The sequence below is a fragment of the Maribacter caenipelagi genome (assembly GCF_004364175.1).
In the GTDB taxonomy this organism is placed as follows: domain Bacteria; phylum Bacteroidota; class Bacteroidia; order Flavobacteriales; family Flavobacteriaceae; genus Maribacter; species Maribacter caenipelagi.
Map to the genome: position 1 here is coordinate 126,396 of NZ_SNZW01000016.1, position 17,205 is coordinate 143,600.

General features: G+C 34.2%; 12 protein-coding genes and 1 pseudogene. 9 read left to right on the forward strand and 4 right to left on the reverse strand.

From position 1 onward, the window contains the following. Window positions 1-88 precede the first annotated feature (88 nt). The 9 genes from DFQ03_RS13120 (at window position 89) to DFQ03_RS13160 (ending at window position 10,930) form a co-directional block, all read left to right on the forward strand. Entirely contained in the window at window positions 89-1,372 is a 1,284-nt protein-coding gene (locus DFQ03_RS13120; protein ID WP_133673636.1) for an N-acetylmuramoyl-L-alanine amidase family protein, read from the forward strand. Between the two features lie 47 nt (window positions 1,373-1,419). Continuing rightward, on the forward strand, window positions 1,420-2,385 hold the full coding sequence (locus DFQ03_RS13125; protein WP_133673637.1) for an MlaD family protein: 966 nt from the start codon (window positions 1,420-1,422) through the stop codon (window positions 2,383-2,385). 15 nt (window positions 2,386-2,400) lie between these two features. Then, complete coding sequence (locus tag DFQ03_RS13130) at window positions 2,401-3,726, forward strand: (Fe-S)-binding protein (protein ID WP_133673638.1); 1,326 nt, start codon at window positions 2,401-2,403, stop codon at window positions 3,724-3,726. Window positions 3,727-3,734: 8 nt separating this feature from the next. Beyond that, window positions 3,735-4,526 carry a (Fe-S)-binding protein gene (locus DFQ03_RS13135; protein WP_133673639.1) on the forward strand — a complete coding sequence of 264 codons (792 nt, stop codon included), beginning with the start codon at window positions 3,735-3,737 and terminating at the stop codon, window positions 4,524-4,526. Between the two features lie 18 nt (window positions 4,527-4,544). Next, the gene (locus DFQ03_RS13140; protein ID WP_133673640.1) at window positions 4,545-5,027 is read left to right on the forward strand and encodes an ABC transporter ATPase; all 483 of its coding nucleotides are present in this window, start codon (window positions 4,545-4,547) and stop codon (window positions 5,025-5,027) included. A gap of 94 nt (window positions 5,028-5,121) precedes the next feature. Next, complete coding sequence (locus DFQ03_RS13145; protein ID WP_133673641.1) at window positions 5,122-8,031, forward strand: glycoside hydrolase family 3 N-terminal domain-containing protein; 2,910 nt, start codon at window positions 5,122-5,124, stop codon at window positions 8,029-8,031. A 19-nt stretch (window positions 8,032-8,050) separates the two neighbouring features. Then, the gene (gene bshA, locus DFQ03_RS13150) at window positions 8,051-9,190 is read left to right on the forward strand and encodes an N-acetyl-alpha-D-glucosaminyl L-malate synthase BshA (RefSeq protein ID WP_133673642.1); all 1,140 of its coding nucleotides are present in this window, start codon (window positions 8,051-8,053) and stop codon (window positions 9,188-9,190) included. Next, window positions 9,153-9,629: a hypothetical protein gene (locus DFQ03_RS13155; protein ID WP_133673643.1), complete on the forward strand. Its 477-nt coding sequence runs from the start codon at window positions 9,153-9,155 to the stop codon at window positions 9,627-9,629. Before bshA ends, DFQ03_RS13155 begins: the two co-directional genes overlap by 38 nt. A gap of 119 nt (window positions 9,630-9,748) precedes the next feature. Then, window positions 9,749-10,930 (forward strand): OmpA family protein, encoded by a 1,182-nt coding sequence (locus tag DFQ03_RS13160; protein ID WP_133673644.1) that lies wholly within the window; start codon window positions 9,749-9,751, stop codon window positions 10,928-10,930. An 87-nt stretch (window positions 10,931-11,017) separates the two neighbouring features. On the opposite strand, the gene DFQ03_RS13165 is transcribed toward DFQ03_RS13160, so the two are convergent. From DFQ03_RS13165 to DFQ03_RS18850, 4 genes and pseudogenes are all read right to left on the reverse strand, one after another. Beyond that, window positions 11,018-11,659 (reverse strand): hypothetical protein, encoded by a 642-nt coding sequence (locus DFQ03_RS13165; RefSeq protein WP_133673645.1) that lies wholly within the window; start codon window positions 11,657-11,659, stop codon window positions 11,018-11,020. A gap of 32 nt (window positions 11,660-11,691) precedes the next feature. Then, the gene (locus DFQ03_RS13170; protein ID WP_133673646.1) at window positions 11,692-15,180 is read right to left on the reverse strand and encodes a PQQ-dependent sugar dehydrogenase; all 3,489 of its coding nucleotides are present in this window, start codon (window positions 15,178-15,180) and stop codon (window positions 11,692-11,694) included. 121 nt (window positions 15,181-15,301) lie between these two features. Further along, a complete protein-coding gene (locus DFQ03_RS13175; RefSeq protein ID WP_133673647.1) occupies window positions 15,302-16,834 on the reverse strand; it encodes an FAD/NAD(P)-binding protein in 1,533 nt (510 codons plus the stop codon). A 166-nt stretch (window positions 16,835-17,000) separates the two neighbouring features. Next, window positions 17,001-17,090 (reverse strand): annotated as a pseudogene (locus tag DFQ03_RS18850). Window positions 17,091-17,205: the final 115 nt, after the last annotated feature.

A 17,205-nucleotide genomic window follows, 5' to 3' on the forward strand; every position in this document is an offset into this window, starting at 1 on the left:
ATGTCAAACTTACATATATTTTTTAATCCCTATGTAGGGTCTTACAATAAATTTAACCATTATCAGGGCGATATAATCCCTAACACATATGAAAATAAAATTCTTTAGCATTTCTTTAGTTTTAACAACAGCGTTATTACTTCTGTCTTTTACGGTACCTGATGAGGAAAAAAAATCAGATGATCCATTTATAGTTGTACTTGATGCAGGGCACGGCGGTCATGATCCTGGTAACTTAGGTAATGGTTACTTAGAGAAAAAAATAGCCTTAAACATTGTTTTGAAAGTTGGAGAAATACTTTCTAAGAATAAGGATATAAAAGTTATTTACACGCGTAAAGACGATACGTTTATTGATTTGTACGTTAGGGGAGAGGTAGCAAATAAAGCGAATGCAGATTTGTTTGTTTCAGTGCATTGCGATTCTCATACCTCAGACGCCCATGGTGCAGGTACCTTTGTATTAGGTCTTCACGCTAATAAGCAAAACTTTGAAATAGCAAAGAAAGAAAACTCGGTAATTTATCTTGAGGATAATTATGAGAATCGATACGCAGATTATGATATTAATTCTCCAGAATCTGTTATTGGACTCACTATAATGCAAGAAGAATTTTTAGATCAAAGTGTGGCTTTGGCAACAATGATTCAAGAAAATTTTTCTAGTAAGCTAAAAAGAACGGACAGAAAAGTGAAGCAAGCAGGTTTTATTGTATTGCACCAAACGTTTATGCCAAGTGTTCTAGTTGAAACCGGATTCTTAACTAATAAAGATGAAGGTGCTTATTTAAACTCAACTAAAGGACAAAATGATATGGGCGATGCTATTGCTAAGGCAATATTGCATTATAAAGAAGGTGTTCAACCAACGGTGCAATCTGTAGCCACAACAGTTACTAAACCCAAGGCACCACCGGTGCAAGAGGCAATAATAGAAAAGGTTGAAGAAAAAAAGGAAATTGAAGCCGAACCTGTCAATGAGGTAGTTGCTGAAGTGGAACAACCTAAAGAAGTTATTTCGACACCTAAAGTTGACGAGGTTAAAGAAGTACCTGTGGTTAAGGTCAAAGAGGCGATTAATGAAAAAGAAGTGGTAAATTCTATTGTCTTTAAAATTCAATTGATGGCAAGTAGTAAGAATGTAGCCCTAAGTTCTAGTAACTTTAAAGGACTTTCAAATCTTTCTCAAGAACCATATAAAAATTTATATCGTTATATGTATGGTGAAACAAGGTCGTTTAGAGAAGCTAAAATGATGCAGTCTCAAGCTCAAGACAAAGGGTATGCAACTGCTTATATAGTGGCTTATAAATTAGGTGAGAGAATTCCGATTCAAGAGGCGATTGACGAGGTTTCTAATTTTAGACCTTAAAGTGTAAATATTATTCATAATTTTGAGAGTACTAAAAATATAATTGCTTGAAACTATCTAGAGAATTAAAAACAGGAATTATCGTTATTGGTGGCATATTGCTGTTCATCATGGGATTCAGCTATTTAAAGTCGACCCCAATTTTTGATAATAGTAAAACATTTTACGCTGTGTACCCTAATGTTGGCGGACTGCAATCTGGTACGAACGTTTCTATTAACGGGTTCAGTGTTGGTAAGGTTAACGATATCAAATTTTTAGATAATCAAGGAAATTTATTAGTAACATTTACAGTTGGTAATAAATTTGAATTTTCAAAAAATAGTACCGTTGAATTATACGATACAGGTATAATAGGAGGTAAGGGGCTGCAAATTAAACCAATCTTTGATGAAGCCTTGGCAAAATCTGGCGATACGTTACGTACAGAAACCAGACCCGGTATTACAGATTTGGCACAGCAGAAACTAAATCCACTAGTTCGTAAAGTAGAATCGGCTATTTCTGGCGCAGACTCTGTTTTGGTTAATGTAAATTCTGTTTTAGATGAAAAGACCAAGAAAGAATTGAAAGAGGTGATAGGAGGTTTAAACACTTTGATTACTACCTTAAATGGTAGTGCAACACGACTAAATTCAGTTTTAGATGGTAATAAAGAAAAACTAGACAGCTCATTAGAAAACTTTGAACAACTAACTGCTAATTTTGCAAAACTTTCAGATTCATTAAATTCTGCAGGACTGGGTAGAACATTGGCAAGTTTAGAATCTACTATGGCCAGTTTAGATAAGGTGACAGAAAAAATAGAAAATGGCGATGGGTCACTTGGTTTACTTATGAATGATAAAGAACTTTATGGTAACTTAACTAGTGCGTCGAGAGAGTTAGACTTATTATTACAAGATTTTCGCTTAAACCCTAAGAGGTATGTCAATGTCTCTGTTTTTGGTAAAAAACAGAAAGATTACGAAGTGCCAGAAGATGATCCAGCAGCTAATTCTATAGAGAAGTAAAGAACATTAATTTATATGCAATATCTCCCTAATATTATTTTTGTAGTCCTGCTCATAGTAGGTATTGGTTTCTTTGTAAAGAATGTATCAAGGTTAAAACGAAACATTTTTTTAGGTAAAGAAGCGTCATTAACAGATAATAAGCCACAACGTTGGAAAAACATGGCAAAGATTGCTCTTGGGCAATCTAAAATGGTGGTGCGCCCAATCGCCGGAGCACTACATATTATTGTTTATGTTGGTTTTGTTATCATAAACATTGAAGTTCTAGAAATTATTTTAGATGGTATTTTCGGTACACATAGAATGTTTGCTGTTTTAGGTCCTGTTTATGATTTCTTAATCGGATCTTTCGAAGTTTTAGCCTTATTGGTTATAATAGCTGTTGTTGTTTTCTGGATTAGGAGAAATATCATAAAGCTTAAGCGGTTTTTTAAGCCAGAAATGGAAGGATGGCCTAAAAAAGACGGAAATCTTATTCTTTATATTGAGCTCGTACTAATGGTTTTGTTTTTGACCATGAACGGTGCAGATTACCAATTACAACAAATGGGTGCAGAACATTATGCTGCCGCTGGGTCTTTTCCAATCAGTAGTTTTATTGCTCCTATGTTTGAAGGCATGTCTATTTCAACATTGGTATTAATAGAACGCACAGCTTGGTGGGTGCATATTGCCGGAATTTTGTTTTTCCTTAATTACCTATACTACTCAAAGCACCTTCATATTCTTTTGGCTTTCCCGAATACATATTACGGTAAGTTGACACCTAAAGGTCAGTTTAGAAACTTACAGTCTGTTACAGACGAAGTTCGTATGATGATGGATCCAGATGCAGATCCTTACGCTGAACCTACAGAAGATGCCGTTGTTCCAGATAAGTTTGGGGCATCAGACGTGCAAGACTTAAGTTGGGTACAATTGCTGAACGCATATACATGTACAGAATGTGGTCGTTGTACTAGTGAATGCCCAGCAAACCAAACAGGAAAAAAATTGTCTCCTCGTAAGATTATGATGGATACCCGTGATCGTTTAGAGGAAGTGGGTAAGAATATAGATGCTAATAATGGTGAGTTTAAAGATGATGGTAAACAATTACTGAACGATTATATTACTCCCGAAGAATTATGGGCATGTACATCATGTAATGCTTGTGTAGAGGCTTGCCCAATAAGTATTGATCCTCTATCAATTATTATGGATATGAGACAGTATTTGGTTATGGAAGAATCTGCAGCTCCTACAGATTTGAATAACATGATGGGTAATATTGAGAATAATGGAGCACCTTGGCCATTTAACCAAATGGACCGTTTAAATTGGAGTAAAGAATCTTAAAGATAGATATGGCAAGTGAATTAAAAGTGCCTACAATGGCAGAATTTTTTGCGTCGGGAACCGTACCTGAAGTTTTGTTTTGGGTAGGTTGTGCTGGTAGTTTTGATGATAGAGCAAAGAAAATAACGAAAGCCTTCGTAAAGATTTTAAATAAGGCTAATGTATCTTTTGCGGTACTTGGTACAGAAGAAAGTTGTACTGGTGACCCAGCAAAACGTGCGGGTAATGAGTTTTTGTTTCAGATGCAGGCAGTGACTAATATAGAGGTGCTGAATGCTTATGAAATAAAAAAAATAGTAACGGCATGCCCGCATTGTTTTAATACTATCAAAAACGAATACCCTGGCTTAGGCGGTAACTATGAAGTTGTACACCATACACAGTTTCTAAAAGATTTACTGAACGATGGAAAAATTTCTATGGAAGGCGGTAACTTTAAGGGGAAGCGTATTACATTTCATGACCCTTGCTATTTAGGAAGGGCAAACGGAGTATATGAAGCACCAAGAGACTTAATTAGAAAATTAGATGCCGAGCTTATCGAAATGAAAAGCTGCAAGCAAAGAGGTCTTTGTTGTGGTGCTGGTGGTGCTCAAATGTTCAAAGAACCTGAAAAAGGAGATAAGGATGTAAATATTGAGCGTACAGAGCAAGCATTAGAAACAAAACCAGAAATTATAGCTGCAGGTTGTCCTTTCTGTAATACGATGATGACAGATGGTGTTAAGAATAAAGAAAAAGAAGGTGATGTTCAGGTAATGGATATTGCAGAGATGATTGCAACGGCCGAAGACTTATAATAGTTAAAAAATTAAAATTTGCTAGTAGAATTTAACACATTGCCAGAAACTGCAAGAGTTTGGATATATCAATGCAGCCGTTCATTTTCTGAAAAGGAAATAGTGGAAATTGGTTCGGACTTAGATACTTTTTTAACTTCATGGACCGCGCACGGTAATGACTTAAATGCAGGTTATGAGATAAAGTATAGACGATTTATAGTAATAGCTCTTGATCAAACTACCCAAGGGGCTACTGGTTGCTCTATTGATGCTTCTGTTCATTTCATACAGGCCTTAGAAAAGAAATATGATGTTCTTCTATTAGATAAGATGAATGTTTCTTATAAACAAGGTGAGTTTGTAGCTTATAAAAGTTTGATTGATTTTAAGGCGATGGCGAAACAAAAGGCTATTTCAAAAAATACGATTGTATTCAACAATCTGGTTACAAATAAAGGAGAGTATCTGGAGCATTGGGAAGTACCTGCTTCTGAGAGTTGGCATGCTCGTTTCCTTTAACATAATTTCTTCTTAAGTATTAGATTTTATTGGGTTTTATCGATGAAATGCAATAATTTCAATCCATAATAGTTATCTCAGTACATATATTTTTATGCGCTATATTTTTATTCTTATTTGTGGTTTGTTTTGCTGTTCAAGTTTACCGGCTCAAAATCCCCTTGTAACTAAAGACAGTACTGCTCAACAACGATGGGTAGATACTAAGTATAATGAAATGAGCTTAGATCAAAAACTGGGTCAGCTTTTTATGGTTAGTGTTGCTTCGAATCAAAGTAAACAAGCTACCGATCAAATTAAAAATTTAATACTTCAAGAGCATTTGGGTGGCGTTATTTTTTCTAAAGGCGGGCCTGTTCGACAAGCGAAACTTACAAATGATTATCAAGCTGCTTCAAAAATTCCATTATTAATTGGAATGGATGCCGAGTGGGGACTTTCCATGAGATTAGATTCTACCTATGCATTCCCTTGGAATATGACTTTGGGTGCTATTCAAGATAATTCTATAGTAGAAAAGGTAGGATACCAAATTGGAAAGCATGCTAAACGTTTAGGTGTACAAATAAACTTTGCTCCAGATTTAGATATCAATACGAATCCGAATAACCCGATTATTGGAAATCGTTCTTTTGGTGAGAGTAGGAAAAATGTAGTTGATAAAGGAATAGCTTTTGCTCGAGGGATGGAAAGTGCTGGGGTTTTGGCAAATGGTAAGCATTTTCCAGGTCATGGCGATACAGAAGTTGATTCTCATCATAATTTACCGGTAATTCCATTCTCAAGAAAAAGACTGGATAGCTTAGAACTGTATCCGTTTAAGAAATTAATCAATTCAGGTTTAAGTAGTATAATGGTAGCTCATTTAGAGGTGCCTGCACTTGAAATGAAAAAAGGAATGCCTTCTTCTTTGTCGGAGCAAATAATATCCGGAATTTTAAAGGAAGAATTAGGCTATGAGGGATTAATTTTTACCGACGCCCTAAATATGAAAGGGGTTTCTACAAAAGGTAAAGATGGTAGCGTTGAATTAGATGCATTTATGGCAGGTAACGATATGTTATTAATGCCAGAGAATATTGTAAGTGCAAAAGAAAAATTGACAAAAGCCTACGAAAAGGGCAAGTTATCTGAAGAGCGTTTAGCCTATTCTGTCAAAAAAATATTACAAGCAAAGTTTAAGGCTGGTTTAGATAAATATAAGCCTGTACAAATAGAAAATTTATATGAAGATTTAAATAGCCTAGAAGATGATATTGTTTATGAGCAAGCTATAGAGAACGCTATTACGGTTGTAAAGAATAAATTAGATTTACTTGCGGTTAAGAATCTTGATAATAAGAAGATCGCTTATGTAAAAATGGGTGATTCTGATAACGAGGCTTTCATAAAAGGGTTGAAGAATTATGCTGACATTACGGTGGTTGAAGCTAATGATATAAATACCTTGAAAGCTAAACTTAAAGATTTCAATTTAATTATTGTAGGACATCATAAGAGTAATGAAAGTCCGTGGAAATCATATAAATTTTCAACTAAAGAATTGAATTGGTTGCAAGAAATAGGTAGTGAACGAACGGCTAATCTAATTCTTTGTGTTTTTGCGAAACCGTATGCGCTATCGGATATCAAATCATTTGATATGATTGATGCTGTGGTAATGTCTTATCAAAATAGCGAGATTGCGCAAGAGAAAACAGCAGAAATTGTATTTGGGGCTGTTGGTGCAACAGGCAAATTACCTGTAACGGCGCATGAAGAGTTTCCTGTCCATACAGGCGTACAAATTAAACCGCTAAGTAGATTAGGTTATAGCATACCAGAACGTGTTGGTATGAGTTCTAAGGGACTAAGAGTAATAGATGAGTTAATGAGTCATGGGTTAGATAGTTTAATGTTTCCTGGAGCTCAAGTTTTAGTCGCTCGAAAGGGAAAAGTAATCTATCAGAAAAGTTTTGGGAAACCAACATACGATAGCAATGAAAAAATAACCAATGATTATATATATGATTTGGCTTCTTTGACAAAAATATTATCCACATTACCGATGGTAATGAAAATGGAGGAAGAGGGTAGAATAGGTTTGAACAATACTTTTGAAGAGTTGGTGCCGAATTACTCTAACACCGAAATTAAAAATGTAACAGTTTTAAAGGCACTTTCGCATTATGGTCGTTTGCCAGCGTGGATTCCTTTTTATATCAATACATTAGATGAAAATAAAAAGCCTTCAGGTGAGTTTTATAGAAACTCGCCATTACCAGGTTTTTCAACAAAAGTGTATGATAATTTATACTTAGCCGATGCATACAAGGATTCTATTTACAATAGAATCGGTAGACAAGATTTAAAGTCTAATAGATATCGTTACAGCGACGTACCCTATTATGTAATGAAAAAGGTTGTTGAAGAAAGTTATGGTCAAAGGTTAGACGGATTAACAAATAATTTTCTTTATAATAGAATAGGCGCAAACCATACTTCATATAATCCTTTAGAGAAATTTGACAAGAATAGGATTGTACCTTCTGAGGAAGATAATTATTACAGATACGGTACTGTACAGGGTTATGTTCATGATATGGGTGCTGCAATGCAAGCTGGGGTTGGCGGCCATGCCGGACTTTTTAGTAACTCTAACGACATAGCCAAGATTATGCAGATGTATCTACAAGATGGCTATTATGGCGGTACTAAGTTTTTCGATTCTAGAACCGTTAAAAAATTCAATACCTGTTATTTTTGTGATAACAATGTGCGTAGGGGAGTAGGATTTGATAAACCACAACTACAACACAGTGGACCAACCTGTGGTTGTGTTTCAAGAAAAAGTTTTGGACATAGTGGTTTTACAGGAACTTATACTTGGGCAGATCCAGAGGAAGAAATTGTCTACGTATTTTTATCTAACAGAACATATCCATCTGCATCTAATACACTTTTAGTTAAATCTGGGTTAAGAACCAGAATTCAACAGGCTATTTACGATTCAATTCTGAATTAAAAAAGGTAGTTTTGTTGTAATGAAAATAGCAATAGTATGTTACCCTACCTTTGGTGGTAGTGGTGTTGTCGCAACAGAATTAGGAATTGCATTGGCTAACAGAGGTCATGAAATTCATTTTATTACCTATAAGCAGCCTGTTCGTTTAGAGCTGTTAAGTAATAAAATATTCTTTCATGAAGTTCATGTGCCAGAATATCCTCTGTTTCATTATCAGCCTTATGAACTTGCATTATCTAGTAAGTTAGTAGATACAATTAAGCTTCATAAAATAGATCTTTTACATGTACATTATGCCATACCACATGCATACGCAGGGTATATGGCTAAGAAAATGCTAGAAGAAGAGGGTATTTACGTACCTATGATCACTACATTACATGGTACTGATATCACTTTAGTTGGTAAACACCCTTTTTATAAGCCAGCTGTTACTTTTAGTATCAACCAATCTGATGTGGTTACTTCGGTTTCTGAAAGTTTAAAACAAGGTACTTTGGATACTTTTGACATTAAAGGCGAAATTGAAGTTATACCTAATTTTATCGATGCTAAAAAATATAGCACATCTTTTACCGATTGCCAAAGGTCGAACATGGCAACAGAAGAAGAACGTATAGTTACTCATATCAGTAATTTTAGAAAGGTAAAACGCATACCTGATGTTATAAAGATTTTCAGTAAAATACAATTAGAGATTCCTTCAAAACTTATTATGGTCGGTGAAGGACCAGAAAAAGAAGGAGCAGAGCGTTTGTGCGAAGAGTTGGGTATAGCAGATAAGGTAATATTTTTAGGCAATAGTAATGAGATTGATAAGATTTTATGCTTCTCAGATTTATTCCTTTTACCTTCACAATCAGAAAGTTTCGGACTAGCAGCTCTTGAGGCTATGATAAACAAGGTTCCTGTTATTTCTAGTAATGCTGGTGGTATACCAGAAGTAAATACAGAAGGTGTTAGCGGATTTTTAAGTGATGTTGGTGATATTAATGATATGGCTGCAAAAGCAATTACTATTTTAAAGAATGATAGTGTTTTAGAAAGATTTAAACTTAATGCCTTAAAAGAAGCGCAACGTTTTGATATTCAAAAAGTGGTTCCGCTTTATGAAGAAGTGTATGAAAGGGCATATAAAGGAAGATTTAAAAATGTTTAAATATTCAATTTGTTTTTTTCTGTTAGTTATAATTCAATTAAATTCTTGCAAGGGTACTGCTCAAAATAACGTGCAAGAATCTAATGATATGGGTATGGAACTTATCTTAAATGAAAATTACAGCGGCTTTGAACAAGAAGAATATCTTTTAATTAAAAATCAAAAAGAATTGAACGCGTTTTACGGTAAAATAAACCGAACTAGAAAACCAGGATTGACTCCACCTTTAATAGATTTTACTACCGAAATGATTCTTATTTGGTGTGGTGATAGTGCTGCATCAAATTATGTTAATCTAAAATTGAGCGAAGATGATGAGTTTTTAAAGATACACAAGCTTAAGTCTAAGACTTCTAAAGAAGAAAGTAAGCTAGTGGTTAGTCCTTTTAGTATGTATAAACTTCCTTTAAGTACTAAAAGTTTAAAAATTGAAAAGTAATTAGTCGATAAATATTCTACATTCAACTATCAAACGATTTTAATTGCTGTACATAGTAATTTTTTGACAACTACCTAACTTACAATTAATTTTACATTTTATAACCCAAATTATTTATTATGAAAACTACTAAAATTTTTAGTTTTTTATTTTTATTTATGTTCTCATCTGTCACCTTTGCCCAAGATGAACTTCAAATTACGGCAAAAGATAGTATAGTGCAAAGCTCATGGATTTTCGGTGTTGGTTTAAATGCTGTAGATGATTCAGGTAATGTTTTTGATGGTATTTTTAATGTAGGTCAAGAATGGAATATTGTTCCTTTTCCATCGCGAGTAAGTATTGGTAGATATTTCAAAAGTGGATTAGGTATAGAAGCTATTGGAACCTATAACCAGTACAAAGAGGGTAATGTTATAGATGCTGAAGTTATTACGGAGAACATTAGTTATTTTGGTTTCGACGGTAGAGTAACTTATGATATTAATAAGATTATCGGTGAAACAGGTTGGTTTGATCCTTATGTAGGTATTGGTGCTGGGTATACAGATGCAAATAATAAAGGTAGAGGTACTTATAATGCTGTTGTAGGTTTCAGAACATGGTTTTCTGACAGATGGGGGTTAGATTTTAATTCAACTGGTAAATGGGCTATGAGTCAAGATCAGGGTGCAACCAATCATATTCAGCACGCCGCAGGAGTTGTTTATCAATTTGGAATTGAAAAAGGGCTTTCTAAGCGCGGTGAAGAAAAACTTGAACTATTAGCAGCTATAGAAAAAGAGAAACAACGCCAAACAGATTCTATCAATGAAGTTAATCGTATAAAAGACGAAGCGTTATTGGCTGAAAGACTGAAAAAGCAACAAGAAGAAGATGCTTTGGCTGCAGCTGAGAAGGCAAAAATAGATGCAATAAATAAGCGTAAGACGGAAATTAAGTCAAGAATTGAAAATTTAGGAAATGTATATTTCGGATTGAATTCTTCGGTTGTTAATTCTTCATCTAAAAAAGTGTTGGATTCTCTAGCACAAGTTTTAGAGGAGATTCCGACATTAACCTTGAAGATAACTTCTCACACCGATTCTCGTGGTACCTCTAAGTATAATGACTGGCTATCGCAACGAAGAGTTGATAAAACAAAAGACTATTTATTGTCTAAAGGGGTTTCTGCGGATATGCTGACAACAGAAGCTTACGGTGAAACTATGTTACTGAACGAATGTGATGACGATACCTATTGTCCTGAAGAAAAACATGCCGTTAATAGGCGTTCTGAGTTTGTGATTATGGAATTCTAATAAAAAGTACATCATTTATAAAGCCCCTTTAGTAAGTACTAAAGGGCTTTTTTATATCCAATAGAAAGATTTAATTATTAAGATGCGTTAACCTACAGAAAACGTAAATACCTCAGAGGTAGATTCATTACCGATACTATCTTTAGTAATAATTTTCCAATAATAGATTTTGCCTGCTTCTACAGGAATGTCATTAACTCTAGTTTCTGTGATATTTGTTCCATAAAGCTGTGGGTCCTTTGCTTCACCAAAATACAGGTCGTAAGAAATAATATCATCATCAGGGTCTTCTGATTTCCAAATTAGGTTTACCGTTGTACTTGTTTGAGAAATTGAAGCTCCAGATACAGGAGAAATAGCTGTTGCGGGGTATGGAATAGTGGATTCTAAGCCTGGTCCTTCATTATAGAAATTCCAAATTTCACTGCTGCTATTTATTTTTCCAGTTACATACCACGAATAAGCTACACCTCGGTCTAGTATTATAGCAACATTGGTATCATTACTTTCTATTAAATCTGTTTGAGAGCTTAAGAGATTTGTTAAATGGACAATGTAAGGACTATTATTATTTTCATCTGACCATTCAAAGATGAGCTCGCTTTGTGTAGCGGAAACAATGATACCTTCTGTACATTCTGAGTCATCTTCAGGGAAGACAAGCGCGATATTTATTTGATCTTTGGCGTATTCCAAAACATCTGAATCTACACCGCATGATTGTATCATTAACAATAGGAAAACTAAAAATCCGCTTTTTTTCACTGTTTTAAAAGTTTGAAGGATTTATTGAAGTTATCATTCTTCAACCTTAAAAAATAAATACCTGAGCTTAATAAACTAGTATTAATTTCAATGATTGGTTGTTCAACTTGATAGTTGTTAGAATATACTAAAATCCCTGATTCTGTAAAAATAGCTATTTCCACCTGATTCATTGTAAGAGATTTCAAATCTATTGACAGACTATTACCTACCGGATTAGGATAAATTATTGGAGTTTTTCCTAGATATATCGTTTCCTCGAATTTACCTTGACAAAGTTGATTTGTACTAATACTAATAGTATTAGTTTCATCTAGTAAAGGCACATTTATTTGAGATTTTTTTGTTTTAAAACTTTTACCATTTACTTGAACGGTATATTCCTCTGCACCGTTCATTTTTATATTGGCACTATTGGTCAATGCATCAAAATCTAAAAGAACATTTAATGGCAAAGGCTCGGTAATAACAATCTTAGAACAATTTTGATAATTTGTTGATGTGCTAGAAGACATACATAAATTATATTCCCCTTTTGCTAAGTCGGCAATAGTTAGGGTTTCAGTGAAGGCAATAGTTCTATTTTCACCTTCGCCAGTAATTGTAGCATGAAATTCTTCATCGTTTAAAGATTCAATGAATATAAATCCGTTATCGGAACTAATACATGAAGTACCAGTTGAAGTTATTTTAAATTGATTTGCAGGATATGATGTAACCTTACATCCTTTTTCATCCACTATTTCACCATCAGGAGTATTCGGGCAATTATCGTCTACATTTAATATACCGTCGCCATCATCATCTCCAATATTATTTAATTGTGCGCTAGAACAGCCGTTGGTATCGGAAGTTTCTCCAGCAGCGGTATTCGGACATAAATCGTTGGTGTTGTTTACTCCGTCTCCATCATCATCTCCATCATTGTTAGTACCTGATATTGTCAATATAAAGTCTGTAGTGCAACCTTCTGACGTTGTAAAAGTATATGTCCCAGATTGGGAAGAATTTAGGTTCTCTATGAGATAATCATTATTTACCACAGAACCTCCTGGCAAGGAGATGGTAAAAGAAATGTCATTAGGTAAAATACTTAAGGTTATAGCATCTCCTTCCTCTAATGTTAAGTTGTTGCTTCCACTGTCCCAAGTGCCATTAATCAAATATTCGGGTATTACGCTTTCGTCAGTGCAAAAAATTTCTCCCCATATTGCAATATTATTAGCATTGATATTTCCTGCAGTACTAAAATTACCACCAACCAGAAGTTCGGTATCATTCTTAATAAACTGCATAGTATTAACTCTAATATCCACCCCTACATTAGTAGCTGTACCTAAAGCCTGCCAACCATTTTGCGTACTCCAACGAGCAATATTGTTCACTACTTTATCGATTGTGCCATTATCACTGGCGGTATCAAATGTGCCACCAACGTATAAATATGAGCCACTACTTGTAATGGTATTTACATTTCCGCTTACCCCAGTACCTAAAGCTTCCCAAGTGTTATTGTTTTTATGGTATCGGGCTATTCTATTTACAGTTTTATCTCCGGCAATCGCAAAATTACCTCCAACATATAAATAATCACCCGCAGAATCCATGGCTTGTACAAATCCACTTGTACCAGAACCAAGAGCAAACCAATTAGAGCCGTTCCATAAGGCAATTCTAGTTGCCGATATTCCACCGGCAGTATCAAAATTTCCGCCAATATAAACCCTGTTATTATTGTCTATATGTATAGAACGTACCTCATTATTTGTTCCTGAAATATTTGTTGAAGCGTCTGTAAGTAAGCTCCAAGTTTCGTTTTCCCATTTAGCAATATTATTGGCATTCAAGCCGCCGGCAGTTGTAAATACACCTCCTATGAATAAAGTTCCGATTTCATTAAAAGCTATGGTTGAAATTGGACCGTTTGTACCAGAGCTCAAGGCTGACCAAGAAGTACCGTTCCACTTCGCGATATTATTAGCTTCAATACCACTTACTTTGGTAAAATCACCGGCAATGTAAAGTGTTCCGTCGGGGGATAAAGCTATTGCTAGAACAGAACCTTCTATATCACTACCAAGTGATGCCCACACTTCAGTATTGCTTAGAGTAGCTAGGTCGGATGTACTAATACCGCCGGCAGAATTAAAGGATCCAGCAATGTAACTTTTGCCATTGGTAGATGATGTAATAGATTGTACAATACCATCTGTACCTGAAGATAGTGATTTCCATTCCCCAATACCGTTTACGGGAGTGGTTACCGGACCGGTTATGGTTTCCGTTAGTTTAAATAATTTGGCATTTGTTCCATAATCAGAAAAATATAATTCTCCAGCTTCATCTTCACCAAAAGTTGAAATGAATTCTCCGTTGGTTTTAAAGAGTAATTCGTTAGATGTTACACCGTTGGATGCATTATATTCTAGCGCCCACACACGGCCAGAAACATAATCCCCATATACATATTTATTCTTTATGCTATTGCTTGTTAACGATCCTCTATAGGTGTAGCCCCCTGTAATTGAAAGATCAGATGCACTATGGTCATAAAAGAATATTGGTTTAATATCGGGTGAAGTAGAAAGCGATGTTTCTCTACCATAACTTGGTTCTGTATTTGCTTCAAATCTGTTCCATCCAAAATTACCGCCTTTAACTATAAGATTAATTTCTTCATAAGAATTTTGACCTACATCTGACCCCCAAAGATTACCAGTGGGGTCAAAAGAAAATTTCCAGGTATTTCTGATACCCCAGGCATAAAGTTCATCTAAACCTGATTGACCAACCCCTGGATTATCTGAAGGAATCTCATAATTGCCATTCGGTAATTCGGGGTTTGTTTCTATTGGATTACTGCCATCTACATCTACATCTAATCGAAGTATACTGCCAAATACAGTATTTAAGTTTTGTCCGTTGCCCTGTGGGTCACCACCACCGCCACCATCACCAATTGAAATATACAAATATCCATCAGGACCGAACGCAATTTTACCGCCATTATGGTTTGAATCTGATTGGTTTTTAGTGAATTGTGCTATTATTAATCTAGAGTTTGGATTAATTATGTTTGGGTTTGAATTATCAACTTGAAACCTTGCAATGTTAATTCTGTAGTTACTAGGTTGATCTATATAGTACACAAAAATGTAACCGTTAGTAGTATAATTAGGGTGAAAAGCAAGACCTAAAAGTCCAATTTCTTGACCAGTACTGTATGATACTATTGAGGAGATATCTAAGAATGTACTTTGTTCTTGAGCAGTAACATTTTCTTTGTTAGGAAATACTTTTATTAGCCCAGGTTGCTCAACCACAAACATACGGTTAGTACCATCTACACTACCTTGAATTTCAGTCGCAAAATTAAATGAGAGGTTAGGGAAGGCGTTTTCATATGATACTTGAGAGTATAAAAAGGTATTTATAAAAGTAAAAAACAATAATAACCAATACTTAAACGTAAGTTCAGTGTTCATTTATACGTGTCGGGGATTAAAATTACCCGCCAAAGATAGAGAATAACTGACCAGATTTTAACTCAATTAAATCTTATATGTATTATTAGTAATAACTTTTTAGAAGTAATTACTATCAAAATTATAGAGCATTATAAATTTTATCAGCTAATATTTCACTGCTCCAAATAATTCGTCCACAGTGCTCTAGATGCCAAAGTGCGCGATCTTTAATTAAATTTCCTGCAAGCATAGGTCCTGCGATATAAAGATTTTCAGAAGCTTGTAAATTTTCATTTATTTTAATTCCAATCTTAGAATCATTTATAGTCGCAAGATTCTTGTCGAAGATGTTTTTAAATAAATCAGGAATATGTTCATTTTCTAAATTAATGCTACCAAGACAATTAATTACAATATGAAAATTATCTTTCTGATTCGAATCATTATTTTCGGGTGAGTCAAAATTTAATTTGAAGTAATCTTTTTCGAGTTCTAAGTTTTGAAATCTACCTTTAATTTGAGTAAATTTTTTCTCTTCCATTAATTGGTCGATGACGGATAAATAATGAACACCCGCACATCTTTGTCTTCTGCCAATTTGATTTCCATGAGTACAAGCAAATTTTATTAACTCATCTTTATTCAATTTAGGCAATAAATTACCAAAACCTTTAGAAATAACCCCAACTGTAGAGGCTGCTCCTAAATTTATACTATCGGCGAGGTCTAAATCTTTATTAACAGCCAGGGCAATCTGGTCTGCAGTAATATTTTTAGCATCCTTTAATCTGTCTAAGTTAACAGTGCTAAAACTAGTTAATTTATTGTGATTTATACGACCATCAGGCATAGTGCCATGGGTAGATAAACATGTAAATGTATTTGTGCCTTGTTTAAATTGTGGTTGGTCAAATATTCTATAAATTGCTTCTAAGCCACTTGCATTGGCGCCTAAAACTAAAATATTTGAATTAAGCTCTTTTTTACTTCTTTCGGCGAGAACATTTACAACCTCTTTTATATTTGTTTCTATTGTAGGCAAATACAAATTGTTGATATACTTTAAAGTGGATGCGACGTTATTTTTATCTTCAAATAATTTTTTATTAGGAAGAGATCCTGCAGATAAAATTACTTTATCACATTCTAAAGTAGATTTGTCAATAAAATCTATAACAAAACCATTTTCAGTTTTTTGAAGGTCAATAGCTTCATTTTTTATTTCCTTTAGAGTAATGTGTTTTGAGTTATTTGCTTTTGTGATTTGATTTTTTACCTGTTCTTTTATATACTTGCCAAAAAAGAATCTAGGTACATATAAGTCATCCCAATCACCGGTGTCTATATTTTTCTTATTATTGTCTATCCAAATTTTTGAAAGTTCACCACCATTAAAAATAAAAGTTTCTAATAATTCATTTAAATTTTCATTTAACCAATTTTTAAAATTCGTTCTATGTGATTCAATCGGAATAAAACTTTTAAGATCGTTAATTAGTAATACGGCTTCTCCAGATTGTTTTCCATAAGGAATACCGCTGTAGAAATTATCTGTTTTATCTATTAGGTATAAATCTACTTTCTTAGTAGCCATTAATAATTTTTCTATCAATGGAATTAAGGTATAACTTGTAGCGATTCCGGCACCGATAAATGAAATTTTTTCGGACATAGATTGATTATGAATATTTACTCAAAAATGAACATTATTTGAGAGAAAGATATCTTTTTTCTGAACAATTGGTTTAACTAGTAAATAAAATCGACATCTAACAATTTCGTAGTCATCGATATTAAATTTTAATAAAAAAAGCCTGATGCGATCAGGCTTTTTTTTGCGGAGGAAGAAGGGATTCGAACCCTCGAAGGCGTTAACCTTACAAGTAAAATACATTACTTGCTACAATAGACCACTCTGCCATTCCTCCAAGTTGTACAAAAAAACGACATATAATTTTATTTATTGTCTTCTATTACTTTTTTATCTAAAAAAAGTTCTGAATGATTATAGGTTGAGGTAAATTTGTATAATTGAACTATATC